A 23858-nucleotide genomic window follows, 5' to 3' on the forward strand; every position below is an offset into this window, starting at 1 on the left:
CCCTGGCCTTGGGTCTCATTCGCAGGAAACCTGAAACAGGTGTCGATCTTCCAGTCGTATCGCCGTCAACTGTCTTCCCCATACGCACCCGGTATCGAGCCCCATGACATTGTCTTGTAGATGCAGGCCTAAGGCAGCCCAATGGCCGAAAAGAATCGTGGCGTCGGTGTTGAGGCGATGCGGAACTTGAAACCATGGAAGATAGCCGCTCGGCGCCTGTTCCGGCGGACGTTTGAACGAGAGGTCCATTTTCCCTTCCATGGTACAGACCCGCAGCCGCGTTAAAACCTTTGTGATCACCGCTAATCGATCGATACCGGTCATGCCGCTGGACCATTGACGCACTCGCCTGTCGTCGTACAACGCGCTCAAAAAACTTTGGTAGTCGGCCGACTGTAAGATCGATTGCACTTCTTTCGCATAGGTGTCGGCATCCTTCACGCTCCATTGCGGCAAGAGGCCGGCGTGGAGGAGAGCGATATCGGCTTCTCTGTACACCAAAGGCCGGCGTCGTAACCATTCAAGCAGCTCCTCGCGATCCGGCGCATTCAGCACATCGTGAAAGGTATCTTTCTCCCGGGCCGGAGCGCAGCCGGCGCCAACGGCCAGCAAATGCAGATCGTGATTGCCCAGTACTGTGACGGCCGCGTTGCCGAGATCTCTGATATAGCGTAAGACCGTAGCCGAATCAGGCCCGCGGTTCACCAGATCGCCAACGAACCACAGGCGATCTTTCAGGGCATCAAAGTGCAGCTGCTGGACGAGCCGCTCCAATGCGGAGAAACATCCTTGGACATCACCGATTGCGTATATCGCCATAGCGTGAGTAGGGCGTTGCGCAGAAGTAAGGCGGCAAGCCTACGCGAGAGAGACGGGAAAAAACAAGACGTGATAGGCGGACGTTAAGCCATCCAGTGAGACAGGTACAGTATAAGAATCGTTTCAAGCGGAGGTGGATGAAAGTTAGAAGCGGAAGTCTTGAATGACCCAGCGGTCTCCGTCTTTCTTCAAGACATAGGTCACGGGCACTTTTTCTTTATTGAAGGTTCGGACATGACCGGAAAAGGTGGCGATGTCGTTGTCGATTTTTCGAGAGAGAAATTCACCCGTATAGTTATTGGCGACCACTGAATTCTTCTGCACCATCTCTTGAAATGATTCCAAAGAAAGGCGGGACTGTGTGTCGGCGGAAAGGTAGCCGTAAGCTTTCTGATAATCGTGCTGACTAATTGCTTCAAGCTGCGCATGTACGACTCTTGCAGGTTCGAGTGTTCGTCCCCAAAACCACCATGCGAGACCGCATGGAATCATTATCAAAATAATGAATCTTCTCATGAAACGTTCGCTGGTCCCACACTACACTTAAGTTTTGGGGAGACGCCAGATTCCCTGCTTATCAAGCGGTCTTTATAAAAGGTAGGGACAACGTGTGATTGTGTCAAGGAACGCAGGCCGGCAGCGTAAAGCAGTCTGTCGCCGATTAGCTCCCTAATCCTTACGAACGCCGGCAGAGTCCTTGAAGAAGCTTTTGAGTGACGTCCGGTGTCTTGCCTGCCGAACTTGAGTGTGACAAGACATCGAGGTCGCCTTGAAGCTCACGGTGCTTCCGCTGGCATTTGCCACATCTGTGCATGAGCCGCCACCGCTCCTCAGTGGATCCAGGCGCGGATAAGAGTAGAAACTAGCAACAGGAACTGGATCGGCGGATCACTTCAGGATTTCAATAGGTGCCGCTGGCATGATCCGAGACTCGAAGAAAGGACAGCGTGGCAGAAGGGGAGCGAAAGGTTTGGCCTAGGGGTATTTTGCCTCTATCGTACTGCGAAGACCGCCTCGCGCGGTAAATTCGCCAGTGACGCTGGCCCAAACAGGCCGGCACGCCGTGACGACATCCTGAAGAATCCGATTGACGGCATTCTCATAGAAAATGCCTAGATTTCTGTATGCATGGATATACAGCTTCAGCGATTTTAATTCGAGACAGGCTTTATCGGGCATATATTTCAACCGGATAGTCCCAAAGTCGGCCAGTCCGGTTTTCGGGCAAATCGCCGTGTACTCGGGTATTTCGATCGTGATTTCATAGCCCTTGTACTGGTTAGGCCATGTGTCAATCCCGGGGAGTTTCGAGGTGATGCCACTTTGAGCATGCCGTTCGTTGTACCCGAGTTTCTTAAAGTCTGTTTTCGTTTTGGATTGACGTGTCATACTTGTTTCATCCACTCGACCTGTCCAATCTTCTCCAATTGAAAATAGAGGGTCACCCAGGGGCACATCATGTCCGGATAGACCTCACAGAACCCTCCCTTCCGCACGCCGCCACAAGGTCCATGGCTCATGAACTTAGGGCATTCGGCTTTGAGGGACCCATCAGGAATAGGCGGTCGAGTATGCACCCCACCGCAATGCTCCTCGCCATTTTCTTCCCCAGGGATGATCACCCGTAACGGCATAGGCACTACTGTATACCGATTCCTAGCGATTCGGCAATCGGAAGATAAAAGGAGAGTGGGCGAACGAGTTTCGTGTAACCCGTGACTTTATTGGGGTTGTTCACGGGTTCGCCGAAGTTGGGACCAATGGCCTACTTTTGGAGGGTCACGCTAGGCCTTCTTTCGTTCCCGGTGGGCCTTCTGTTGAGTTGCATTGTGTTGCAGCAAGGAATACGATTCAACCTGCGAGTGAAGTGACCGTTTTGGTGAGTTTTCCGTTGACAATGTTTTCGCTGCTTTGCTAGGATCATTTGCTCAAATCGCTTTGAATCTGAAGTAGTTGTGATGTTCTACCTGAGTCAGTTTGTGTAAACGGTAGACCTCGACAAGAGAACGATCAGTATATTTAAGGGAGGGCGGCCAATGAGTCTCGATTACGTGAAATTTTCAAATGGATTCGAAAAGTTCATGCCGAAAGAATATCGGGATATGGTGGAGCACGGCCCCTTCGGCAAGAAAACTTCAGTCTCACAAATGGGGACGTTTAAGGAAATCCTTGAAGAGCACCCCATGTGTGCTGGTTGCGCCATGACGTTGTTCATCCGGCTGGCGATGATTGCTTTCCCCAATCCGGAAGATACCATCACAGTGGGAACGGCAGGCTGCGGACGTTTAGCCATTTCTCAGGCTGCCATTCCGTTCGTCTATGGGAACTATGGCGACCAAAACGGTGTGGCAAGCGGACTGTCTCGTGGATTGAGGCTGCGGTTTGGTGATAAGCCTAAAGATGTGGTCGTCATGGTGGGTGACGGTGGTATGGCGGACATTGGATTTTCGTGTACCTTGCACTCCTGGTTCCGCAGAGAAAAGTTCACCACCATCATGTTGGACAATGAGGTCTACGGCAACACCGGAGGTCAGGAAAGCGGTATGACAAGCCGTGGCGCCGTACTGAAGATGGCGCCGCTTGGGAAAAAGTTCGAGAAAATGGACATGGTGTCTATGGCAAAAGTTGCCGGCTGCGCTTATGTGGCAACCGTTGTCCCGAACAACCCGCGTCGTGTGGAAAGCGTTATCAAAAAAGCTGTATTGATTGCTCGCGAAGTCGGTCCCACTTATATCCAAGCCTACACGTCTTGTAATATCGAATATGCCATCCCCACCGACAAGGTCATGGAGGATGCCAAGAACGTTGAGAACGATCGGTATGCGTTCACCGAGTACTTCACCGACGAAGCCAAGCAATATCTGGGCGAGCGCTATGGCTATAAGGAGTTCTTGCCGAAGCCGGCAGCAACTCCTGCCATTCCAAAGGCCTAAATGGGAATTGTCAGCCCGAAGTCGAAGCGCTCCAAGATTGATTGCGTAAGGAGAAATGGCCATGGCGAAGCGTTTTAATATCCGAATGGCGGGTGTAGGCGGGCAGGGTGTTGTCACTGGCTCACACATTTTGAGCACGGCAGTGATCAACGCAGGCGGAGAAAGTACAATCGTTCCGTTCTATGGTTCGGAAAAGCGTATGGCTCCGGTGGAGAGCTATGTGCGCGTCTCAGACGAGCCGATCTATGAGATTGGCGAAATTACGTTCCCGCACATCATTATTATCTTCCACCCGCAAGTCATTACGCATGGCAAGTCCTATACCATGCCGTTCTACTTCGGATTGAAGGAAGACGGCGTTTGCTTGATCAACAACGATGGTCCCATGAAGTTGCATCGGGATCAGGCGGCCGAGCTCAAAGAGCGCCGGGCGCGTATGTATTACCTCCCGGCGACTAATCTCTCGCTCGAAGTGGCAGGGATGGACTTGGCCACAAATATGGCCTTAATGGGGGCCATCGGCTGCATTACCGGCTTAACGACGATTGAGGCGCTTTCGCAGGCCGTGAAGGACCGTTTTCTCGGCAAAGGTTTCGTGGTCTCTGGTGGAACGGCCGCTCTCGACAGCGTCGTCGAGCGGAAGTTCAAGAAAAAGCAGGAACTAATTGATAAGAACGTGGCGGTGATTCAGGCTGGCTGGGATTTTGCCGCGAAGAACGGTTGGGATGAAATCAGCAAGGCCGCCAAGAAGGCGGAAGATGCGGCGACTGCAAAGGCATAACCTCTTACCCGTTTCAGAGAGGTCTTCATGTATTTGGTAGCGGATATTAACGTCGATATTTGTGCTCAGACAAGTTGCCGACTGTGCACTCAATACTGCCCAGAGGCAAACACCATCCAATATAATGATCAGGCCGGCAAGGACAAGGGCTATAAGTACGGCTCGGCGTATGTGGCCGTGGATCGATGCAAGGGTTGCGCGCAATGCGTCTGGGTATGCGACAACATGGCTAAACATCAAGCCATCAAGATGATCATGATCGATCAACTGCCGAAGGCGGCGATCACCGATAACATTACCTATGGCGAGAAGACGACGACCGCCGTTCTTGCCAGTCCGATGGTCGGATAAAGGGGCATACTAGTGGAAACGACGAAGCAGAGACCGGAGCGAATTATTACCCCAGGCCCAGCGGGCTTCCATCCCCCGTCGGCGGCACAATTGGGCGTCATGCTGCCTGATCAAGGTCAGGGACTTATGTACGGTGTCCTTGAGCCGCAGGAAGAGAAGGTCATCGAGGAGATGGCTCGGGTGATGCTAACGAGCCCGAATGCGACCCTTTTCCCAGGCCCGATGGTCCTCTGGGCATGGAACGACCATGCCGTGGAAAAGGCCAAGGCTCTTTTAGAAATCGCTGCGCAAATTCCTAATGTCATGATCATTCCCATGCCGGATTACCGGCCAAAGTATCCGAAAATCGACCCTGAAGAGGTCATCAATCCGAATCACCCGAATCTGACGATCTGGGGCAACAAGATCGAAGCCTGTATTTTTGTAGGCGTCCATTGCCATTATGCCAACCTTACCCTCAAGATGATTCGGGCGGGGACGAACTGTTGCACAATGGCGATCTGCGCCGAGCAGGGCCATGAGGATGCGATGCTCACGATCCGTGATTCTGACACAGCCAAACTGCAGCTGGTCGCGAAGGTCTTCAAGCGGGTCCGTGAGGAAATGGGGATCAAGCTCCCGGATAATGGAGAGAATGTTCGTTTTACCGGAACTCAATCCAAGGTGTACGGTGGGAAGACCCATACGAATCCACTCGAGTTTATGCCGAGTTCAACAGGCGCTGCCGGCGCGGCGGCATTCGGCCACAACGCAGAACAGATGAAACGCGAAGCCTAGAGCTACGCCACCGATGAGCAAAGGGGTGGAATTATGAGCGAATCCTTGGAAACCGAAGTCAAAACCAACCCGCAAGGTGATCCGATCACGAGTGTCGCTGCCCCGAAAGTTGAGGGCAAGAAAGATCCTCACGCGGAAGCGAAGAAACAGAAGGTCGTCAGCCCTGAATATCTTTTCTTGGAGGCCCCGAGGAAAAGAGAGTTTATTACCGGCAGCGAGGCCGCCAAGGAAGCCGTGCGCCGCTCCAACGTTGACTTCGCAGTCGCGTATCCCATCACCCCGCAGAGCGAAACCATGCAGCTCATCGGTGTGCTGTATGGCGAAGGGTATGTGAAGGAGTACTACCGAGGCGAAGAAGAGTACGGCGTGATGTCGGCTATCGCAGGAGCCTCCCGCGCTGGAGTCAGATGCTATACGGCGACCGCCGGACCCGGCACACTACGTGGGATCGAGCCTATTGCCTCCTGGCCGGGCCATCGACTCCCCGCCGTCTGCATGTTCACGTGTCGCGTCGTGAATGCGCCGCTGGCGATTCAGCCCGACAATATCGAGATCTCCTATCTGCTCAACTGCGGCATGATTGTCTTTCATGCTGAGAATCAGCAGGACATGTTCGATTTTACGATGAAGGCGTTCATCATTAGCGAAAAGAATGATGTGACCCTTCCCGTCGGTGTGTGCTGCGATGGGTTCTTCGTGACTCATGCCCGCGGCTACGTGCACATGCAGGATCGCAGTATGAAGCTGCCTCCGCGGGAAGCCTGGCGCGGCGCGGTACCCGTGCTCGATGCCGAAAATCCTCCTGCCCGACTGTCTCGTGACGCCCCGGTTCAGAAGTCGAATTTCATGGCCTACAATATTCATGCGGTGTGGCAGCAGGAGGTATGGGCTGCTGTCGAACGGTCACGAAAGTACATCAATCAATACATGGGTGGATTGTGCTCGGCCGAAAATATGGAAAATGCCGATGCCGTCATTATTGCCTCAGGCAGCGCTTGCGCCCAATCTCGTGAAGCCGTACGGCTCTGTGCGGACAAGGGAATTAAGGTGGGGTTGATAAAGGTTCGATCCCTCCGGCCGTTTCCGACCGACGAGCTGCGGAAACTTTGCAAGGATGTCAAACTCATCGTCATCCCAGAATTCAACTATGTGGGGTGGCTGGCAAGGGAAGTGGCAACGGCGATTTACGGCCATTCCAAGGCGAAGATCATTGCCGGACCTCACGTGTACGGCGGCCAGTCCATGCCGGTGGAATTGATCGTCGATGAAGTGGAATCGGGACTGACAGGGAAGAAGTCCACGAACGTACCGCTGTCGGCAATTATGGGAACCGATGTCGATCAGTCTGCGGTGACACACTTCATGCAGAATATCTAACTCCTCGCGTGCGATGAAATGACAAGAGCCCGTCCGGTAGGCCGGACGGGCTCTTTGTTTTTGCGGCGTTTGTAAAAAACGGTCAGCCTTGAAGATCTTCTTGCACCTGCTCTTCGCTGTCAGGCATACCATAGGCGACAAATTTCGCATAAGAGAGATAGATTGAACTACTGTCGCGCATCGCTTTCGTGCCTTGTGTCATGCGGTCAAGCTTAATCGGATCCGATGCCTCGGATGACCGAAGGGCTTGCACCTGTGCTTCCAACACGTCATTGTAGTGCCGCATAGCGCGTTCCACTTCCAGGTAGGCTTGCATAATGGGATCAGTCATGGCAATCACCTCATGGTGGGCCAGAATACACCACGCTGTTTCTGAGGGTCAACACGATGCCCATTGAGCGTGTGCTTTCATCAGCATTCCTGCAGGTGCTTGCGGAGCGGATTGGCTGGCAACAGCTCAATGGAAATGATCCAGGAAGATTACAGCATTTGTCAGCCGGCGTGACTGAGCTCTCTCGGCTGTTCACCAGGAACCGGCATGAGCTCGAGCGCCCATACCTGGCTGATGAGCGACTGCGGCTTGCGTATCTCTCGTATTTTCTGCCGGTGAATGCCGCGAAGGTTCAGGCGATTTTAGAGGAACTTCCCGAAAGCGATGTGCCGGCCAAAAATATGGAAGTGGATGCATCTATTCGTGTGCTGGATGTAGGTAGCGGACCCGGCACCGCATCACTGGCCGTTCTTGATTGGATGCAGGAGCCTTCGCGCCGGCAGCAATCGATTGAGGTGACCTCGGTGGAGAGCGTGCGAGCTGCGCTTGATGAAGCACAGAATTTATGGAAGCAGTACTGTCGTCTCAATGCCGCTCACCATGCGCGTCTCCACTGCATTCATTCCAATCTTGAACGAAATGCGTGGCTCAAGTCCATCGATCAGTCGAGTCCGTATCATGTCATCATCGTCGCGAATACGCTCAACGAGCTGTATCGCACCTCTCATGACCCCTTGCAGCGACAGGTCGAACTGATCCAGGTGTTGCTTGAGCGGCTCACGTTCAATGGCGCATTGATCATTATCGAGCCCGCGTTGAGACAGACTACTCGGGATCTTCATCGCGTCAGAGATCATCTGCTCACCCTGAGAGCCTGTACGGTGTACAGCCCCTGTTTGCATGAACAATCCTGCCCTGCCCTGGCCAAAGAGGATGACTGGTGTCATGAAGAACGTCCATGGATTCCTCCGTCATGGATTTCCGCCATCGATAAAGAAGTGGGATTCATCAAAGATGCGCTGAAATTTTCCTATGTGATTCTCAGAAAAGATGGCGCTCGGATAGTCCCGCGAAATCAGGATGTCTTTCGACTCGTCAGCGAACTGCGAGTCTTGAAGGGGGATACGCGCGCCTGGTTGTGCAATGAAACAGAGAGAGCAGAAGTGGGCCGATTAGATCGCGATGAAGCAGCGAGCAATGCATCCGTAAGCGAGTGGCATCGAGGTGCCATCGTTCGGATCAGTGGAATAGAAAAGAAGAGTTCCGGGAGTATCGGTCGGGTGAGGCCGACCACAGCCGTGCGGATGATCAGGCCGGTGTAGTCTAATCAGCTTCGGGCTCTGAGCTGCCGTGCTTGTGCGTGACCTTGTCTTCCTCGAACAGCTCCGCCATTTCTTCAGCAATCATATCCCGATCATTGGGTACTGAGACCAAAGGAATTTCCTTTCTGCCCTTTGGTTCAGGCCTGTCCGGTTCAGGTTGATCGCTGTTTTTTGAGGGATCGGATTGTCGGGGGGGCGAGTCAGCCATAGAGACAGTATACACCAGATGCTATAGGCAAAGGCTATTCAAATGATTCGAGTGAAGACTTTTCCGGGAATGAATGCCTGCACGTTTTACAGGTGACGAAGTAGAACGCCTCGCGGACCGAGAGAACAATTCGAAAATCAAGCGTCACTCCCTGCATTTCGCATTTGGGGCACGGAATGCTCTTCAAGTGATAGGGAATATCAGGTTGCGTCTGCTCATAGAATTCCATATCAGTGTGAACGGGGAAGGAGTAGCGGCATTTCATGCAGCCGGCTTTCCATTCGCCATCAGGTTGTAAGCTGCGACGGTCAATCGAAAAGGAATTGGCCTTACAGATCGCACACCGGACCATGCTGAGCCGCGATTCGACCTGTTCCGGCGTCATTCGTACCATCACTCCCGATCCTTTCAAGTAAGCCGATCTAGGCATGGAGTATAGCGATTGGAACGCGGGCTCTGCAAGCCAGCCGAACAAGCAAGAAGGTGTCAGAACGATTGAGTCGAAGCAAAGGATACGGGCATGGCTGGATGAAAAGCCGCGGTTCGTCTCGGGTGCGGCGTAGCGTCGGCATGATGTAGTCGGTAAGTCAGTGGCCACCGCATACTTATCTTGCGCCCTTCGAATGCCGTATACTGAAGCCGGCCGAATTTTGATGAGGCGGTGGGCCGAAGCTATTAAGTATTCGCTTCGCCGCTGAAGCAGATCATTGAGAACGTTCAGACATGGGGGTATACGAGGCATGGCGGAGTCTGACGGACAGATCGAGGGATTGCCCAAGATCCGACCGCTGCTTCGAATTGAAGTTAACCCACTGTCTTCGCCCGGCTCTTTTTTGACAAGACTGCAGAGCGACATTGCAGGCTGTCGCCTCTGCGGCTCAATGGACCCGTGGCGACAATTCGGATCGAATGCGTACGGGACTGCGGGCACCGGGTATCTGTTGGTTGGAGAGGCGCCTGGCTACAAGAGCTGGGCACAGCGGCGGCGGTTCACCGGCCCCGCCGGTATGCTGATCCGGCGTGCGTTAAGACAGCTAGCCCATCCGCACTATCGAAACCTCGAAGATTTGTTTTATATCACTGATGTGGTCAAGTGCCATCCGAGTGTAGGTCCACAGTCAACATCCAACCGCTCCCCCCGGCGAGCCGAAATACACTCGTGTCTCACTCATCTCATTGGAGAGATTCATCTCCTCCAACCTTCCAGTATTGTGACGTTTGGGAAAATTGCCGCCGAGGCAGTCACAATGATCGAGCCGTCGTCTAAGGTCATCGCCTTTCCCCATCCCTCTCCGCGGAACCAATTGGCGATCCGAAAACACTACGCGTCGATGAAGGCCTTCGAAGATACCATCTCCCATACATTTTGCGACTTGATTGCTCAACTGGAACAGCGGTCTTTTCATGCCTGAATTACCTGAAGCCGAAGTCGTCACCCGTCAATTGCGCAGTCGGGTGCTCGGTGCCACGCTGAAAGATAGCTGGATTGGACGACTTGATATTGTCCGGCAGGGCTTGGAGACGCTTGACTGGTATCGAGGCAGTTGGATTGAGGCGGTGCGACGAGAAGGCAAAAGCGTCGTCTTGACGTTTACGCGAGGTCATGAAAGCCGTTATCTGATAGCGGAACTCGGCATGACCGGCCTCCTCCTGTTTCAGCCGCCCATCCGATTTCACAAACATACCCATGTGGTGCTCTCTCTCGATGGAGGGCAAGAGCCGGAACTGCGCTATTGGAATCCCCGACGCTTTGGCCGGATTTACCTTCTAGATCGTTCGGAATTAGACCGGTTCGTGGAAAGACGGTTCGGCTGTGATCCGTTGTCCGTATCATGGGAAGAATTTCATCGCGTCGTGAAAGGACGGCGAGGCCGTCTCAAGGCGCTTCTCATGCATCAGCAAACCATTGCTGGAATCGGAAACATTTACGCGAACGAAATTCTCTTTCGCAGCCGGCTGCACCCGTATCGCGTCGCCAGCACCTTACGGACCCCCGCGATAAGGCGCCTGTATGATGTGATGCAAAATGTGCTGACAGATGCCATCATACATGGCGGCTCGAGTGTGCGAGACTTCATTGCTCCCGATGGAAGCGAAGGCCAATACAAACGCCGTCATCTTGTCTACAACAAAACCGGTGAGCCTTGTCCGAACCGCTGCGGCAAAACCGTGCGAAGGCTCGTCGGCGAGCGAAGTTCGTTTTATTGTCCGTCGTGCCAACGAAAATAACGCCAGTATCCGACCTACGGTAGAGCTGTCTTGGCCTTCCAAAGGCTGAATGAGAAGACGTACGTTTTACGTCTGCATTTGTAGTTTTTCTGATTGACTGCTTCCGCTCGAACTCCTTAGAATTCAGCTTCAGTTTATCCTTTCTCTCGATAATTGAATGTCTTGGAGACGATTCAGGCCTTTCTTGTCCGAATATGACATAGGACTTCTGGCCGGACGGGTTAGTCCCTTTGGCGCATTGAGTCTTATTTGAAAATCCGCTAGGTTAGCAGCTCTTTTTCGACACGATCCTCACCGTAAGGAGCAGTTCCATGGCAAAGGTACTCGAAGGCCCCGGAATGGGGCTTATGAAGAAATGGGGAATTCTTGTTCCCAATTACGTGGTCGTGACCTCGGTGGATGAACTGAACAAGCTGAGTGAGGTCAACGATTGGCTGAAGAAAGCCAAGCTCGTCGTGAAAGCGCACGAGGCACTGGGCTCTCGTTTCAAGCTGGGATTGGTCAAGGTCGGATTAGACCTCAACGGCGCCGTGGCGGCGGCGAAGGAGATGCTGGGGCGGCAGGTAGGCAGCATCACTGTGTCCCAAGTGATCGTCTCCGAGATGATTGCTCATAAAGAAGAATATTATATTTCGGTGAAATCCACCCGTGAAGGCGCCGAGGTCCTGGTCGCCAACTGCGGCGGGATCGAAGTGGAATCAAATTGGGATCGCGTCAAGAAGTTGCCGGTTGAGGTTGGAGGCAAGCCATCTCCTGACGCATTGGAACAATTAGCGAAAGAGGCGAGCTTCGCAGGCGCACTGGTGAAGAAGGTCGCCGATTTTGCCGGAAAGATGTTTGCCTGTTTCGATAATGAAGACGCGCAGTATCTCGAGGTCAATCCCGTGGTGGCCCGCGAAAGCGACGGCGAACTTGTTGCGCTCGATGCCGTCACCTTATTGGACGCCGATTCAAAATTCCGTCATTCCGATTGGAACTTTCAATTTGCCGCCGAGTTCGGCCGTGCTTATTCCAAGAACGAGCTGGAAGTGATGGGCGTCGATTCAAAAATTAAAGGGTCCGTGAAATTCATCGAAATTCCCGGCGGTGATACGGCAATGTTGCCGGCCGGTGGCGGAGCCAGCGTCTATTATTCAGATGCAGTCGTCGCTCGAGGGGGCAAGCTGGCGAACTATGCCGAGTATTCAGGCGATCCACCGGACTGGGCTGTAGAAGTGCTTACCGATAAGGTTTGCTCGCTGCCGGGCATCAAGAATATTATCGTCGGAGGCGCCATCGCAAACTTTACCGACGTCAAAAAGACCTTCGGCGGCATTATTAACGGATTTCGGAAAGCCAAAGCGGAAGGCAAGCTGAACGGGGTCAAGATTTGGGTGCGTCGCGGTGGGCCGCGTGAGAAGGAAGGTCTCGATGCCATGCGCGCCCTTCGCGAGGAGGGATTCGATATCCACGTGTTCGACCGCCATACACCGCTGACCGATATCGTAGACAAGGCACTGCAGTCGAAATAATTCACTGACCATAGCGACTAGGGGAGATCCCGATGAGTATCCTTGCCAATAAAGACACCCACGTGGTGATTCAGGGCGGTGCAGCCGGTCTGAATGCTGCTCGCCGCATGGCCGAATTCTGCTACATGATTAAGCGTCCGCTTAACGTGGATGCATTCGTGTATCCCCCCGATGCCGGGAAGACCAATGAAGTGCCCTACGGCAGCGGACTCTTGACCATTCCTGTGTATAAAAGCGTTGCAGAAGCGACGGCCCATCATCCTCAACTCAACACGAGCTTAGTGTATATCGGCGCGGATCGCGCGAGCGCAGCCGGTATGGAGGCCCTCAACGATTCCAAGATTCAGCTCGTCTCCATGATAACGGAAGGCGTGCCTGAGAAAGATGCCAAGCTCCTGGCGCGGCATGCCGTCAAGCTGGGCAAGACGTTTAATGGGCCCTCGTCGATCGGGATTATTTCGGCGGGCGCCTGCCGGCTGGGTGTCATTGGTGGTGCCTTTGACAACCTCGTGTCGTGCAAGCTGTATCGAGAAGGGTCGTTCGGTGTTATTACCAAATCCGGCGGCTTGTCCAATGAGATCATCTGGATCTGTTCGCAGTTCGCAGACGGGATCACAACGGCCATCGGGATCGGCGGCGATGCCTTTCCTGGAACCGACTACGTCAGCTATCTCGAAAAGTTTGAGCAGGATCCTCAGACCAAGGCGGTCGTCATTGTCGGCGAGATGGGCGGCGACTTGGAAGAGCGTGCGGCGGAGTGGTATGGCGCGAAGAAGCGGCGAATCAAATTATTGGCAGTCGTCTCCGGGTTCTGCCAGGAGAGTCTCCCCAAAGGCATGAAGTTTGGCCATGCCGGCGCCAAGGAAGGTCTGAAAGGCGAAGGATCGGCACGGTCCAAGTCCGATGCCCTCAAGAAAGCCGGCGCCATCGTGCCGGATACGTTCGGCGCGTTGGGTCCTGCGATCAAGGCGACCTATGAAGAATTCGTCAAGAGCGGTCAAGTCGTGCCGATTCCCGACCTTAGCCCGGCTGAGCAGCCGAAGCTGCCGAAGAGCGTCGATGAAGCGATGAAGGCCGGCGAAGTGACGGTTGCTCCACTCATTCGAACGACGATCAGCGACGATCGGGGCGACGAGCCCTTATATGACGGCTATGCGGCCTCAGAACTCATTAACAAAGGATACGAAATACCCCATGTAATCGGCCTGCTCTGGGATAAGCGCCTTATCTCAAAGCAAGAAGCGGAGATCATCAAGCGCATTATGATGCTGTCGGCGGACCACGGGCCCTGTGTCAGTGGGGCGCTCGGCACGATCATCGCGGCGTGCGCCGGGATTGGTATGTCACAAGCGGTGGCGGCTGGCATGATCATGATCGGCCCCAGGTTCGGAGGTGCGGTCACGGATGCCGGACGGTATTTCAAGCATGCCATCGATAATAAGATGTCCGTGGACGACTTCCTCGTCTATATGAAGAAGAATGTGGGCCCGGTCCCGGGTATCGGCCATCGAGTCAAGAGTGTCCGAAATCCCGACAAGCGGGTGAAGGAACTCGTAGGGTACGTGAAGAGCATCGGCATCAAGACGCCGCATCTCGATTTTGCCCTTGAAGTAGAGAAGGTGACGTCGGCGAAGAAAGACAATCTGATCCTGAACGTGGATGGAACCATGGCGGCGGTGCTGGTCGATATTGGATTCCCGGTCGATAGTTTAAACGGGTTCTTCATTCTGTCCCGAACCATCGGTTTGATCGGGCACTGGGTGGATCAGAAGCGACAAGAGAGCCGGCTGATTCGGTTGTTTGACTATCTCGTGAACTATGCGGCGCCGAAGAGGCGGGAAGTTCCGCCGCTAAAATAACGGCGCGAGGTCCCGCCGTTCCCGTAACTGGTGAAGTGTCGCCGTTGAAATACGCTGTTCGATTACGGTACCCTAGTCACCCTTTATGAATGGAAGCACGGAGAGCACGTATGTCACTGGAACTCATTAAAAAACTCTACACATCGATGCCAGATAAGCTGGCGAAGGCCCGAAAGAAGTTCGGTCGTGCCTTGACGCTTACCGAAAAAATCCTCGTCTCGCATGTCGATAACTTTGACACGCAAGTGTGGGAACGTGGCAAGGCGATGCTGTCCCTGCGCCCCGATCGCGTCGCGATGCAGGACGCGACGGCACAGATGGCGATCTTGCAATTCATGCAGGCGAATAAAAACAAGGTAGCTGTGCCGAGCACGATTCATTGCGATCATCTGATTCGCGCGGAAGTTGGCTCGGAAAAAGATCTGCTGCGCGCGATGGATGAGAACAAAGAAGTATACAATTTCCTTGCCTCAGCCGCGAAAAAATACGGGATTGGCTTTTGGAAGCCCGGCGCCGGAATTATCCACCAGGTCGTCCTCGAAAATTATGGGTTCCCTGGAGGCCTGATTATCGGCACGGATTCGCACACTCCGAACGGCGGTGGATTGGGCATGCTGGCGATTGGTGTTGGCGGCGCCGACGCAGGCGAAGTCATGGCCGGCTTGCCGTGGGAGGTGTTACATCCGAAATTGGTCGGTGTTCGGTTGACCGGCCAGTTGAACGGCTGGGCCTCGCCGAAGGACGTGATTCTCTACATCTGCGGTCTGCTTACGGTGAAGGGTGGAACCAATAAGATCGTCGAATATTTCGGTCCGGGCGCCGAAACGATCAGCGCCACCGGCAAAGGGACGATCACCAACATGGGTGCGGAGTTGGGCGCCACCACCTCCATTTTCCCGTTCGACAAAAAGATGGTGGCGTATCTGAAGCTCATGGAACGCGCTGATGTAGCCAGTCTGGCGGAGGCGAACCGAGAATTACTGGTCGCGGATCCTGAAGTACTGCAGTCGCCGGAAAAATATTACGATCAGATCGTCGAAATCGATCTGTCAAAACTAGAACCGCACGTCGTCGGACCACACACACCCGATTTGGCACGACCCATTTCAAAGATGGCGGCGGAGGCCAAAGAGAAGGGCTACGCCGTTGAGCTCAAGGCCGCGCTCATCGGAAGCTGCACCAATTCATCATACGAAGACATCAGCCGAGCGGCGCACGTTGCGCAACAAGGCTTGAAAGCGGGGCTCAAGGCGAAGACCGCCTTTTTAGTGACGCCGGGCTCCGAGCGGATTTTTCATACCATGAAGCGTGACGGATTTATGGATACGTTCGAGCAGATGGGCGCTACCGTCTTGGCGAATGCCTGCGGGCCGTGCATCGGGCAGTGGAAGCGCGCCGATGGTGTCAAAGGTAAGTCAGATTCCATCGTCAGTTCATTTAATCGAAACTTTCCCGGCCGGAATGACGGCATTAATGAAACGTTGTCCTTTTTGGCCAGCCCTGAAGTCGTGACGGCTTATGCCTTTGCCGGCGACCTCGGCTTCGATCCTGTGCATGGAACTCTCAAGAGTGCGGACGGGAAGGAACTGAAGTTTGAGGCGCCGCACGGAGAGGAGCTTCCGTCTAACGGCTTTGCCAAAGGCGAAGAAGGCTTTGTCGCCCCCGCTGAAAAAGGAGAAGGGCTGACCGTCGATATTCCAGCCACCAGTGAACGACTTCAGTTACTGCAGCCGTTTCCACGCTGGAACGGTCAGGATTTCACCAAGCTTCCCTTGCTTATCAAGACCAAAGGAAAGACCACAACGGACCATATCTCTCCAGCCGGCCCATGGTTAAAGTATCGTGGGCATCTCGACAAGATTAGCGACAACATGTTTTTAGGTGCCAACAATGCCTTCTTTTCGGAATTGGGCAAAGGGACCGATGTTTTGACGGGTGAATCCGGTTTAACGATTGCGCAAATCGCCCGTCGCTATAAAGCACAAGGAATTGGTTCGATCGTCGTAGGCGATGAGAATTATGGGGAGGGAAGCAGCCGGGAGCATGCGGCCATGTCGCCGCGGTACTTGAATGTTCTGGTGGTCTTGACCCGTAGCTTTGCCCGGATTCATGAAACGAATCTTAAGAAGCAGGGCATTCTCGCACTCACATTTGCCGATCCAAAAGATTACGAGAAGATCGATCAGAATGATCGCATCAGCGTGATCGGATTGAAGGATTTGGCCCCTGCCAAACCGGTGCAGGTCATTGTTCACAAAGCGAATGGACCGGATGTCATGATTCAAGCCAACCACAGCATGACTGCGCAGCAGATCGCATGGTTCAAGGCCGGGTCTGCGCTGAACGCTCTGAACTAAAAGAAGCTCAAAGAGGATACACCATGACAACAAAAGCAACCAAAATCCTGTATACAAAAACTGATGAAGCGCCGGCACTCGCAACCTATTCTTTTCTCCCGATCGTCAATGCCTTCACCAAGGCAGCCGGCGTGACTGTCGAATTGCGGGATATCTCGCTGGCCGGACGCATCCTTGCCGTATTTCCTGACTATCTGACGGCTCAACAAAAACAATCCGACGATCTGGCGGAGCTGGGAGAGCTTGCCAAGACCCCGGAGGCCAATATCATCAAGCTGCCAAACATCAGCGCTTCGATTCCTCAAATCAAAGCGGCCATTAAGGAATTGCAGAGCCAGGGATACAAGGTGCCGGATTATCCCGAGAACCCGAAAGATGACAAAGAGAAGGACATTAAGGCGCGGTACGACAAAGTAAAAGGGAGCGCGGTCAATCCGGTGTTACGTGAAGGCAACTCGGATCGCCGGGCACCCCTCTCGGTGAAGAATTACGCCAAGAAACACCCGCACAAGATGGCGCCGTGGAGTCCGGATTCCAAGACGCATGTCGTGCATATGAACGGTGGAGATTTCCGCTCCAACGAAAAATCCATGACGGTCCCGGCCGCCACAGAGGCAAGAATCGAATTCGTCGGTCAGGACGGGAAGACCACGACCTTGAAGCCAAAGGTTGCGCTTCAGGCCGGTGAAGTCATCGACGCGACATTCATGAGCAAGCGCGCCTTGCGGCAATTCTTAGAAGAGCAGATCGAGGATGCCAAACGGCAGGGCGTCCTCTTCTCGCTCCATATGAAAGCCACCATGATGAAGGTCTCCGATCCCAAGATCTTCGGTCATGCCGTGTCGGTGTATTACAAGGACGTGTTCGAGAAATATAAGGATGTGCTCCAAAAGCTTGGCGTGGATCCGGACAACGGCCTTGGCGATCTGTACAGCAAGATTAAGTCGTTGCCGGACGACCAGCGCAAGGCTATCGAAGCCGATATTCAAGCGGTCTATCAAAAGCGGCCTGCTATGGCGATGGTCAACTCCGATAAGGGCATCACGAATCTGCACGTGCCCAGCGACGTCATTATTGACGCGTCCATGCCGCCGGTCATTCGTGACGGCGGTAAGATGTGGAACCCGGAAGGCAAGTTGCAGGACACGAAGTGCGTGATCCCCGACGCCAGCTATGCGCCGGTCTATCACGAGGTCGTCGAATTCTGCAAAAAGCATGGTGCCTTCGATCCCCGCACGATGGGGAGCATTCCGAACGTCGGTCTCATGGCGCAGGCGGCGGAGGAATACGGCTCGCACGACAAAACCTTCAAAGCTCCCGGCAACGGCACGATCCGCATCGTCGACGCATCAGGCAAGACTTTGCTGGAGCACAAGGTGGAAGAAGGTGATATCTGGCGGATGTGTCAGGTGAAGGACGCGCCCATTCAAGACTGGGTCAAGTTGGCCGTCAACCGAGCGAAGGCGACCGGTGCCCCAGCGGTCTTCTGGCTCAACAAGGATCGGGCGCATGATGCCGAGTTAATCAAGAAGGTGAATCAATATCTGCCGAACCATGACACGAAGGGCCTCGACATCCGCATCATGTCGCCCGCCGAGGCGACGCGCTTCTCGCTGGAGCGGATGAAGGAAGGCAAAGATACCATCTCCGTGACGGGAAATGTGTTGCGCGACTATCTCACGGACCTGTTCCCGATCCTCGAAATCGGTACCAGCGCGAAGATGCTCTCGATCGTGCCTCTGCTGAACGGTGGGGGTCTGTTCGAGACCGGTGCGGGAGGCTCTGCGCCGAAGCACGTGCAGCAATTCCAGGAGGAAGGCTATCTCCGCTGGGATTCGTTGGGTGAGTTCTTGGCCCTGGCCGCGTCACTGGAGCACCTAGCCAAAGCGGCTAACAATCAGACGGCAAAGATTCTGGCGGACACGCTCGACCGCGCCAATGCCAAGTTCCTCGAGAGCAATAAGTCCCCGGCCCGTAAAGTAGGCGAGATCGATAACCGCGGCAGCCATTTCTATCTCGCGCTCTACTGGGCGCAGGCACTGGCCGAGCAGACCGAGGACAAGAATCTAGCGGCCAAGTTCACTACCGTCGCCAAACAGATGGCGGAGAGCGAGGCGAGGATTTCGACCGAGCTGCTTGGCGCGCAGGGCAAGCCGGTTGAGATTGGCGGCTATTATCATCCCAACGACGAGAAGGCGACAAAAGCTATGCGTCCGAGCCCAACGTTGAATGCGATCGTGGACGCAATCGCCTAAAGGAACGACTCGTCCGGAGAGGGAGCTCGCCTGCATTGCGGGTGAGCTCATCTTTTGATACGTATGAAAGCTGAGACCTTCGATACACAAAACATCATCGACCAGGAAGAAGTCCTCCGGCCGAAGATGGTCACGGTCGAAATCGCCGGCAAGAGACATCAGGTGCCGGAAGGCATCACCGTGATCAAAGCCTTGTGGTATACCGGCCAGGAAGTGGTTCGAGGCGCCGGCTGCCTGGGAGGATTTTGCGGCGCGTGCGCAACGTACTATCGAACCAAAGACGATCCCAAGGTCAAGACGTGTTTAGCGTGTCAAACCGCCGTGGAAGATGGTATGTCCTTCACGATGGTGCCCCCATTTCCGGCACGCAAGGCGACGTACGACATTGCGGGCTTGCAAGATCCGAAGCAGGATTTGTTTACATTATATCCCGAAGCGCCAATGTGCCGGAATTGTAACGCCTGTACGGAGGCATGTCCGCAAGGGATCGATGTTCGCGAAGGTGTCTGGCGTGCGGTGTTCGGAGATTTTAAAGCTGTTTCAGAAATGTTCATGGATTGCGTGATGTGCGGGCTCTGTGCCCCCGTGTGCATTGCGGATATCGCACCGAACCTGGTTGCCTTGTATGCCAGCCGTGCCCAAGGTGCACATTTCACGGCCAAGCCTGAACGACTTACCCATCGTATCAAGGAGATTGAAGACGGTCGATATGATGCGGAATGGAAGAGCGTGCTCTCGATGAACGAGCAACAGTTAAAAGATCTCTGTGCAGAACTGAAGTAAGTCTAACCGCCAGTTTTCATCCATGGACATTCACGAACTTCAAAAGATCGTTCATAAGACCCGCGACGCACGTCGCGCCCAGACGCTTCCCAAATATTCACCGGCGGAGCGCGATACGCTCATCAAGAAATATCATCCGGATCACCGGGAAAGCGCCTATAGACCTGTTAAGTTTGGGCCGAATGCCGGTGAGCGCACCGTCCGTGAGTTGGCGGCGCTCTTAGAAGGCGAAAGCCCCATCCCGACCGATCTCGATCTGACACCGAACTATACGACCGATGTGCTCGTGGTTGGCGGTGGTGGGGCGGGTTGTGCGGCAGCGCTTCACGCTCATGCGAACGGGGCAAAGGTGATGCTCACAACGAAGCTTCGCCTCGGTGATTCGAATACCGTCATGGCGCAAGGTGGAATCCAGGTCGCCGTGACCTCGGATGACTCTCCCGTGCAGCACTTCCTTGACACGCTCAAGGGCGGCCACATGAAGAACGACCATCAGCTGCTTAAGGTGATGGTCGAAGAGGGACCATCCGTGGCCCAGTGGTTGTTGGAACTTGGTGTGCTCTTCGATCGGGATGCCGATGGAAATCTGCACGTCAAGAAAGGTGGCGGCAGTTCGAAACCACGCCTCCTCACGTGCTCGGACTACACGGGTCTCGAGATCATGCGCGTGCTGAAGGATGAGGTCCAAAACCAGAAGATTCAACTGCTGGAATTTGCTGCCGTGGTAGAACTGTTGAGCGACGGCAATGGAACCTGTACCGGTGCAGTGCTGCATGATCTCGATAACAAGCGTTTTGTCGTCGTGGCTGCCAAAACCGTGATTCTCGCCACGGGAGGGATCGGCCGTTTGCACATTCAAGGTTTTCCAACAAGTAATCACTACGGCGCCACCGGCGATGGTCTCGCATTGGCCTATCGCTTGGGCGCCAAGCTCTTGCAGATCGATACGTTTCAGTACCATCCATCCGGCGCGGTCTACCCGGAACAGTTGATCGGCGCGCTGGTCACAGAAGGCATTCGATCCGAGGGCGGACATCTGGTCAATGCGAAGGGCGAACGCTTTGTCAATGAACTTGATACGCGTGATGTAGTGTCTTCCTCCATTATCCGAGAGTGCGAAGAAGGGCGCGGCATTCGTACCATGTCGGGCCGCGTCGGTGTCTGGCTCGATACGCCGCTCTTGGACGTGGAGCATGGTCCCGGCACCGTCGCGAAACACTTCCCTGCCATGGTGAAGCAGTATGAACGATTCGGGCTCGACATTTCGAAGGATCCGGTCCTTATTTATCCGACCCTTCACTATCAGAATGGGGGCGTGCAGATCGATGTCCACGGCGAAGCCAATGTGCGGAATTTGTTCGTCGCCGGTGAAGCGTCCGGCGGATTGCACGGGCGCAACCGTTTGATGGGCAACTCCCTCCTCGATTTAATGGTCTTCGGCAAGCAAACCGGGACGATGGCCGCCGCCCGCGCCGCGGCAATGCCACAAGGCAAGTTGACCCTCGAGCATCTAGTACGGTTCCGTGCCGAAGCGAAAAAACACGGCGCCTCGAGTGATGTGATCTCGCCGATGGTCTTACCGGCCTACGCCAAAAAAGAATAGCAGGATGCTGAAAACGGCGCCCAACTTCGTCCTCGGTCATGCAGCCCCCTCAACGTACCCTCTCGGTACGCCTCGGCACCCGCATTCTCTGGGCCCTCGTTGGTTCACCGTTTTGAGCATCCTGTCAGCTGTATCGCTCTTTATCTAATTCTTCCGATAAGAGGACTCGCCGATGAATATTCATGAGTTTCAGGCCAAGCAGTTGTTTGGACAATTTGGCATTCCCGTGCCGAAAGGAAAAGAGATCAAGACGCCGGTCGCGGCAGAGAAGTGGGCCTCGGCTCTCAATTCCCCCGTCTATGTCGTGAAGGCGCAGATTCATGCAGGGGGCCGCGGAAAGGCGGGTGGCGTGAAGCTCACGAAAGACCGGGCGGAAGTGGCGACGCTGGCAAAGGACATCCTTGGGAAGACATTGGTGACCCATCAGACCGGCCCGAAAGGCCGGAAGGTGCGGCGCTTGCTGATTGAAGAGGGTGCAGGCATTGCCAAGGAACTGTATTTGAGTTTGCTCGTCGATCGTGACTCGGGTTGGCCCATCTTCATCGCCAGTACAGAAGGTGGCATGGAAATCGAAGAAGTGGCGGCTCATACGCCTGAGAAAATCGTGAAAGAAACCATCGATCCCGCAGTCGGGTTTCAGGGGTACAACGGCCGCAATCTCGCGTTCGGGATCGGGCTTCAGAATTTTGAACCGGCAGTGCTGAATCCGTTTGTTGCGATGCTGGGCAACCTCTATCGATTGTTTATGGAGAAGAATGCCTCGCTCGTAGAAATCAATCCGTTGGTGATCACCACCGATAAGCGATTGATTGCGCTCGATGGCAAGGTCTCGTTCGATGACAATGCGCTTTTCAAGCACGAAGATGTGCGCGGCATGCGGGATCTACATGAAGAAGAGCCCTTGGAAATTGAGGCGACCAATAATAATTTGAACTATGTGAAGTTGGACGGCAATATCGGCTGCATGGTGAACGGGGCGGGATTGGCGATGGCGACGATGGATGTCATTAAGCTGGCCGGCAGCGAGCCGGCGAACTTCCTGGATGTCGGCGGTGGGGCGACCAAGGAAACCGTCGCGGCCGGATTTCGGATTCTGCTCAAAGACAAGAACGTCAAAGGCATTTTCATTAATATCTTTGGCGGCATCGTTCGATGCGAGCGCATTGCACATGGCGTGATTGAGGCCGCAAAGGAAGTGAACATCAAGATTCCGGTGGTGGTGCGCCTTCAGGGGACGAATGCGGAAGAAGGACGGAAGCTGCTGTCGGAATCGGGTCTGAAAGTCGATGTGGCCACAGACTTGTGGGAAGCGGCGCAGAAGATTGTGGCGGTGACGGGAAAGGGAAGGGCAAAGGCGGCAACGGCATAGTAGTGGCGTGTGACGCCAGGATTTCGCATGGTGCTCGCGCAACGCGTACGATAAGAATGTGCTCGTTGGATGCGCGCAGGCAGCGAAGTTCAGCCGTCATATCCTTTATTGAGTTGAAGGTAGCCGTCGACGGTAAATATAAAAACGAGTAAAAGAGGGTAGCCGTGAGCATTTTAGTGAATAAATCGACGCGGGTGGTGGTGCAGGGAATTACCGGCAAGGAAGGGTCGTTCCATGCGACGCAGTGTAAGGCGTATGGCACTCAGATGGTTGCCGGGGTGACGCCGGGAAAGGCCGGACAGGAGGTCGAGGGGATTCCGGTCTTCAACACGGTGCGGGACGCCGTGAAAAAGACGCAATGTGATACTTCTTTGATTTTTGTGCCGCCTCCATTTGCCGCCGACGCGATTCTTGAAGCCGCTGATGCCGGTATTCGATTAGTGGTCTGCATCACGGAAGGGATTCCCGTCAATGATATGGTGAAGGTGAAGCGGGCCTTGCGCGGGCGTGAGGTTCGGCTGATCGGACCCAACTGTCCGGGAATCATTACGGCAGATGAGTGCAAGATCGGCATCATGCCCGGGTTCATTCATAAGAAAGGCCGGGTCGGAGTAATTTCACGGAGCGGCACCTTGACCTATGAGGCCGTGAACCAGTTGACCAATTTGGGGTTGGGGGAGACAACGTGTATCGGCATCGGCGGCGATCCGATCATTGGTACGGGCTATATCGATCTCTTGGCCCTCTTTGAAAAGGATCCTGAGACGGAAGCGGTGGTCATGATTGGGGAGATTGGCGGCGATGCGGAAGATAAGGCCGCTGCCTTTATTAAGCAGAACATTAAAAAGCCGGTGATCGGTTTTATCGCCGGGATCACCGCGCCTCCCGGGCGTCGTATGGGCCATGCCGGCGCGATTATCACTGGGGGGAAGGGGACGGCAACGGAGAAGATGCAAGTGCTCGAAGCCGCCGGGGTTCGTGTCGTTAGAAATCCTGCTGAAATTGGTGAAACCGTCCAATCAGCCTTGGGTCATTAAGCGGCCTGAAGAATCG

The 23858-nt window shown here is 54.4% G+C and carries 22 protein-coding genes; 16 read left to right on the forward strand and 6 right to left on the reverse strand.

Annotated elements, in window-relative coordinates; all coding sequences use genetic code 11:
* Positions 1–15: 15 nt before the first annotated feature.
* The 4 genes from ACWHYZ_RS05570 to ACWHYZ_RS05585 form a co-directional block, all read right to left on the reverse strand.
* The gene (locus ACWHYZ_RS05570; RefSeq protein ID WP_447986295.1) at positions 16–819 is read right to left on the reverse strand and encodes a symmetrical bis(5'-nucleosyl)-tetraphosphatase; all 804 of its coding nucleotides are present in this window, start codon (positions 817–819) and stop codon (positions 16–18) included.
* Between the two features lie 144 nt (positions 820–963).
* Positions 964–1335 (reverse strand): DUF4864 domain-containing protein, encoded by a 372-nt coding sequence (locus ACWHYZ_RS05575; RefSeq protein WP_447986296.1) that lies wholly within the window; start codon positions 1333–1335, stop codon positions 964–966.
* A 459-nt stretch (positions 1336–1794) separates the two neighbouring features.
* Positions 1795–2208, reverse strand: a complete 414-nt coding sequence (gene queF, locus ACWHYZ_RS05580) for a preQ(1) synthase (protein WP_447986297.1) — start codon at positions 2206–2208, stop codon at positions 1795–1797.
* Entirely contained in the window at positions 2205–2453 is a 249-nt protein-coding gene (locus ACWHYZ_RS05585; protein ID WP_447986298.1) for a methylenetetrahydrofolate reductase C-terminal domain-containing protein, read from the reverse strand. Before ACWHYZ_RS05585 ends, queF begins: the two co-directional genes overlap by 4 nt.
* Positions 2454–2855: 402 nt before the next feature.
* Between ACWHYZ_RS05585 and ACWHYZ_RS05590 the strand changes: the two genes are divergently transcribed.
* From ACWHYZ_RS05590 to ACWHYZ_RS05610, 5 genes are all read left to right on the forward strand, one after another.
* A complete protein-coding gene (locus ACWHYZ_RS05590; RefSeq protein WP_447986299.1) occupies positions 2856–3752 on the forward strand; it encodes a thiamine pyrophosphate-dependent enzyme in 897 nt (298 codons plus the stop codon).
* A 61-nt stretch (positions 3753–3813) separates the two neighbouring features.
* Positions 3814–4533: a 2-oxoacid:acceptor oxidoreductase family protein gene (locus tag ACWHYZ_RS05595; protein WP_447986300.1), complete on the forward strand. Its 720-nt coding sequence runs from the start codon at positions 3814–3816 to the stop codon at positions 4531–4533.
* A gap of 27 nt (positions 4534–4560) precedes the next feature.
* The gene (locus ACWHYZ_RS05600; RefSeq protein ID WP_447986301.1) at positions 4561–4884 is read left to right on the forward strand and encodes a pyruvate ferredoxin oxidoreductase; all 324 of its coding nucleotides are present in this window, start codon (positions 4561–4563) and stop codon (positions 4882–4884) included.
* A 99-nt stretch (positions 4885–4983) separates the two neighbouring features.
* Positions 4984–5661, forward strand: coding sequence for a carbon monoxide dehydrogenase beta subunit family protein (locus ACWHYZ_RS05605; protein WP_447987523.1), 678 nt, complete (start codon positions 4984–4986; stop codon positions 5659–5661).
* A 33-nt stretch (positions 5662–5694) separates the two neighbouring features.
* The gene (locus tag ACWHYZ_RS05610; protein ID WP_447986302.1) at positions 5695–7038 is read left to right on the forward strand and encodes a transketolase C-terminal domain-containing protein; all 1344 of its coding nucleotides are present in this window, start codon (positions 5695–5697) and stop codon (positions 7036–7038) included.
* 82 nt (positions 7039–7120) lie between these two features.
* On the opposite strand, the gene ACWHYZ_RS05615 is transcribed toward ACWHYZ_RS05610, so the two are convergent.
* Positions 7121–7369, reverse strand: coding sequence for a hypothetical protein (locus ACWHYZ_RS05615; protein ID WP_447986303.1), 249 nt, complete (start codon positions 7367–7369; stop codon positions 7121–7123).
* A gap of 56 nt (positions 7370–7425) precedes the next feature.
* On the opposite strand from ACWHYZ_RS05615, the gene ACWHYZ_RS05620 reads away from it, so the two are divergent.
* Positions 7426–8631 (forward strand): small ribosomal subunit Rsm22 family protein, encoded by a 1206-nt coding sequence (locus ACWHYZ_RS05620; protein ID WP_447986304.1) that lies wholly within the window; start codon positions 7426–7428, stop codon positions 8629–8631.
* 242 nt (positions 8632–8873) lie between these two features.
* Here ACWHYZ_RS05620 and ACWHYZ_RS05625 read toward each other — a convergent pair whose 3' ends face one another.
* Entirely contained in the window at positions 8874–9233 is a 360-nt protein-coding gene (locus ACWHYZ_RS05625) for a hypothetical protein (RefSeq protein ID WP_447986305.1), read from the reverse strand.
* A 346-nt stretch (positions 9234–9579) separates the two neighbouring features.
* On the opposite strand from ACWHYZ_RS05625, the gene ACWHYZ_RS05630 reads away from it, so the two are divergent.
* The 10 genes from ACWHYZ_RS05630 to sucD all read left to right on the forward strand — a co-directional run bounded on the left by ACWHYZ_RS05630 (position 9580) and on the right by sucD (position 23842).
* Positions 9580–10251, forward strand: a complete 672-nt coding sequence (locus ACWHYZ_RS05630; RefSeq protein WP_447986306.1) for a uracil-DNA glycosylase family protein — start codon at positions 9580–9582, stop codon at positions 10249–10251.
* On the forward strand, positions 10244–11068 hold the full coding sequence (gene mutM / locus ACWHYZ_RS05635; protein ID WP_447986307.1) for a bifunctional DNA-formamidopyrimidine glycosylase/DNA-(apurinic or apyrimidinic site) lyase: 825 nt from the start codon (positions 10244–10246) through the stop codon (positions 11066–11068). Before ACWHYZ_RS05630 ends, mutM begins: the two co-directional genes overlap by 8 nt.
* A 311-nt stretch (positions 11069–11379) precedes the next feature.
* Positions 11380–12579 (forward strand): ATP citrate lyase citrate-binding domain-containing protein, encoded by a 1200-nt coding sequence (locus ACWHYZ_RS05640; protein WP_447986308.1) that lies wholly within the window; start codon positions 11380–11382, stop codon positions 12577–12579.
* Between the two features lie 32 nt (positions 12580–12611).
* A complete protein-coding gene (locus ACWHYZ_RS05645) occupies positions 12612–14438 on the forward strand; it encodes a citrate/2-methylcitrate synthase (RefSeq protein ID WP_447986309.1) in 1827 nt (608 codons plus the stop codon).
* A gap of 110 nt (positions 14439–14548) precedes the next feature.
* On the forward strand, positions 14549–16795 hold the full coding sequence (locus tag ACWHYZ_RS05650) for an aconitate hydratase (RefSeq protein ID WP_447986310.1): 2247 nt from the start codon (positions 14549–14551) through the stop codon (positions 16793–16795).
* Between the two features lie 23 nt (positions 16796–16818).
* Entirely contained in the window at positions 16819–19050 is a 2232-nt protein-coding gene (locus ACWHYZ_RS05655; RefSeq protein WP_447986311.1) for an NADP-dependent isocitrate dehydrogenase, read from the forward strand.
* A gap of 63 nt (positions 19051–19113) precedes the next feature.
* On the forward strand, positions 19114–19833 hold the full coding sequence (locus tag ACWHYZ_RS05660) for a 4Fe-4S dicluster domain-containing protein (protein ID WP_447986312.1): 720 nt from the start codon (positions 19114–19116) through the stop codon (positions 19831–19833).
* Positions 19834–19855: 22 nt separating this feature from the next.
* Positions 19856–21436, forward strand: a complete 1581-nt coding sequence (locus tag ACWHYZ_RS05665) for an FAD-binding protein (protein WP_447986313.1) — start codon at positions 19856–19858, stop codon at positions 21434–21436.
* A 172-nt stretch (positions 21437–21608) separates the two neighbouring features.
* Entirely contained in the window at positions 21609–22805 is a 1197-nt protein-coding gene (gene sucC / locus ACWHYZ_RS05670; RefSeq protein ID WP_447986314.1) for an ADP-forming succinate--CoA ligase subunit beta, read from the forward strand.
* A 164-nt stretch (positions 22806–22969) separates the two neighbouring features.
* A complete protein-coding gene (gene sucD / locus ACWHYZ_RS05675; RefSeq protein ID WP_447986315.1) occupies positions 22970–23842 on the forward strand; it encodes a succinate--CoA ligase subunit alpha in 873 nt (290 codons plus the stop codon).
* Positions 23843–23858: the final 16 nt, after the last annotated feature.

It is taken from the genome of Nitrospira sp. Nam74 (assembly GCF_965152615.1).

Bases quoted from the DNA above. Each gene is read 5' to 3' on its own strand.
- ACWHYZ_RS05570 (WP_447986295.1), bottom strand. From the start codon at position 819: ATGGCGATATACGCAATCGGTGATGTCCAAGGATGTTTCTCCGCATTG.
- ACWHYZ_RS05575 (WP_447986296.1), bottom strand. From the start codon at position 1,335: ATGAGAAGATTCATTATTTTGATAATGATTCCATGCGGTCTCGCATGG.
- queF (WP_447986297.1), bottom strand. From the start codon at position 2,208: ATGACACGTCAATCCAAAACGAAAACAGACTTTAAGAAACTCGGGTAC.
- ACWHYZ_RS05585 (WP_447986298.1), bottom strand. From the start codon at position 2,453: ATGCCGTTACGGGTGATCATCCCTGGGGAAGAAAATGGCGAGGAGCAT.
- ACWHYZ_RS05590 (WP_447986299.1), top strand. From the start codon at position 2,856: ATGAGTCTCGATTACGTGAAATTTTCAAATGGATTCGAAAAGTTCATG.
- ACWHYZ_RS05595 (WP_447986300.1), top strand. From the start codon at position 3,814: ATGGCGAAGCGTTTTAATATCCGAATGGCGGGTGTAGGCGGGCAGGGT.
- ACWHYZ_RS05600 (WP_447986301.1), top strand. From the start codon at position 4,561: ATGTATTTGGTAGCGGATATTAACGTCGATATTTGTGCTCAGACAAGT.
- ACWHYZ_RS05605 (WP_447987523.1), top strand. From the start codon at position 4,984: ATGCTGCCTGATCAAGGTCAGGGACTTATGTACGGTGTCCTTGAGCCG.
- ACWHYZ_RS05610 (WP_447986302.1), top strand. From the start codon at position 5,695: ATGAGCGAATCCTTGGAAACCGAAGTCAAAACCAACCCGCAAGGTGAT.
- ACWHYZ_RS05615 (WP_447986303.1), bottom strand. From the start codon at position 7,369: ATGACTGATCCCATTATGCAAGCCTACCTGGAAGTGGAACGCGCTATG.
- ACWHYZ_RS05620 (WP_447986304.1), top strand. From the start codon at position 7,426: ATGCCCATTGAGCGTGTGCTTTCATCAGCATTCCTGCAGGTGCTTGCG.
- ACWHYZ_RS05625 (WP_447986305.1), bottom strand. From the start codon at position 9,233: ATGGTACGAATGACGCCGGAACAGGTCGAATCGCGGCTCAGCATGGTC.
- ACWHYZ_RS05630 (WP_447986306.1), top strand. From the start codon at position 9,580: ATGGCGGAGTCTGACGGACAGATCGAGGGATTGCCCAAGATCCGACCG.
- mutM (WP_447986307.1), top strand. From the start codon at position 10,244: ATGCCTGAATTACCTGAAGCCGAAGTCGTCACCCGTCAATTGCGCAGT.
- ACWHYZ_RS05640 (WP_447986308.1), top strand. From the start codon at position 11,380: ATGGCAAAGGTACTCGAAGGCCCCGGAATGGGGCTTATGAAGAAATGG.
- ACWHYZ_RS05645 (WP_447986309.1), top strand. From the start codon at position 12,612: ATGAGTATCCTTGCCAATAAAGACACCCACGTGGTGATTCAGGGCGGT.
- ACWHYZ_RS05650 (WP_447986310.1), top strand. From the start codon at position 14,549: ATGTCACTGGAACTCATTAAAAAACTCTACACATCGATGCCAGATAAG.
- ACWHYZ_RS05655 (WP_447986311.1), top strand. From the start codon at position 16,819: ATGACAACAAAAGCAACCAAAATCCTGTATACAAAAACTGATGAAGCG.
- ACWHYZ_RS05660 (WP_447986312.1), top strand. From the start codon at position 19,114: ATGAAAGCTGAGACCTTCGATACACAAAACATCATCGACCAGGAAGAA.
- ACWHYZ_RS05665 (WP_447986313.1), top strand. From the start codon at position 19,856: ATGGACATTCACGAACTTCAAAAGATCGTTCATAAGACCCGCGACGCA.
- sucC (WP_447986314.1), top strand. From the start codon at position 21,609: ATGAATATTCATGAGTTTCAGGCCAAGCAGTTGTTTGGACAATTTGGC.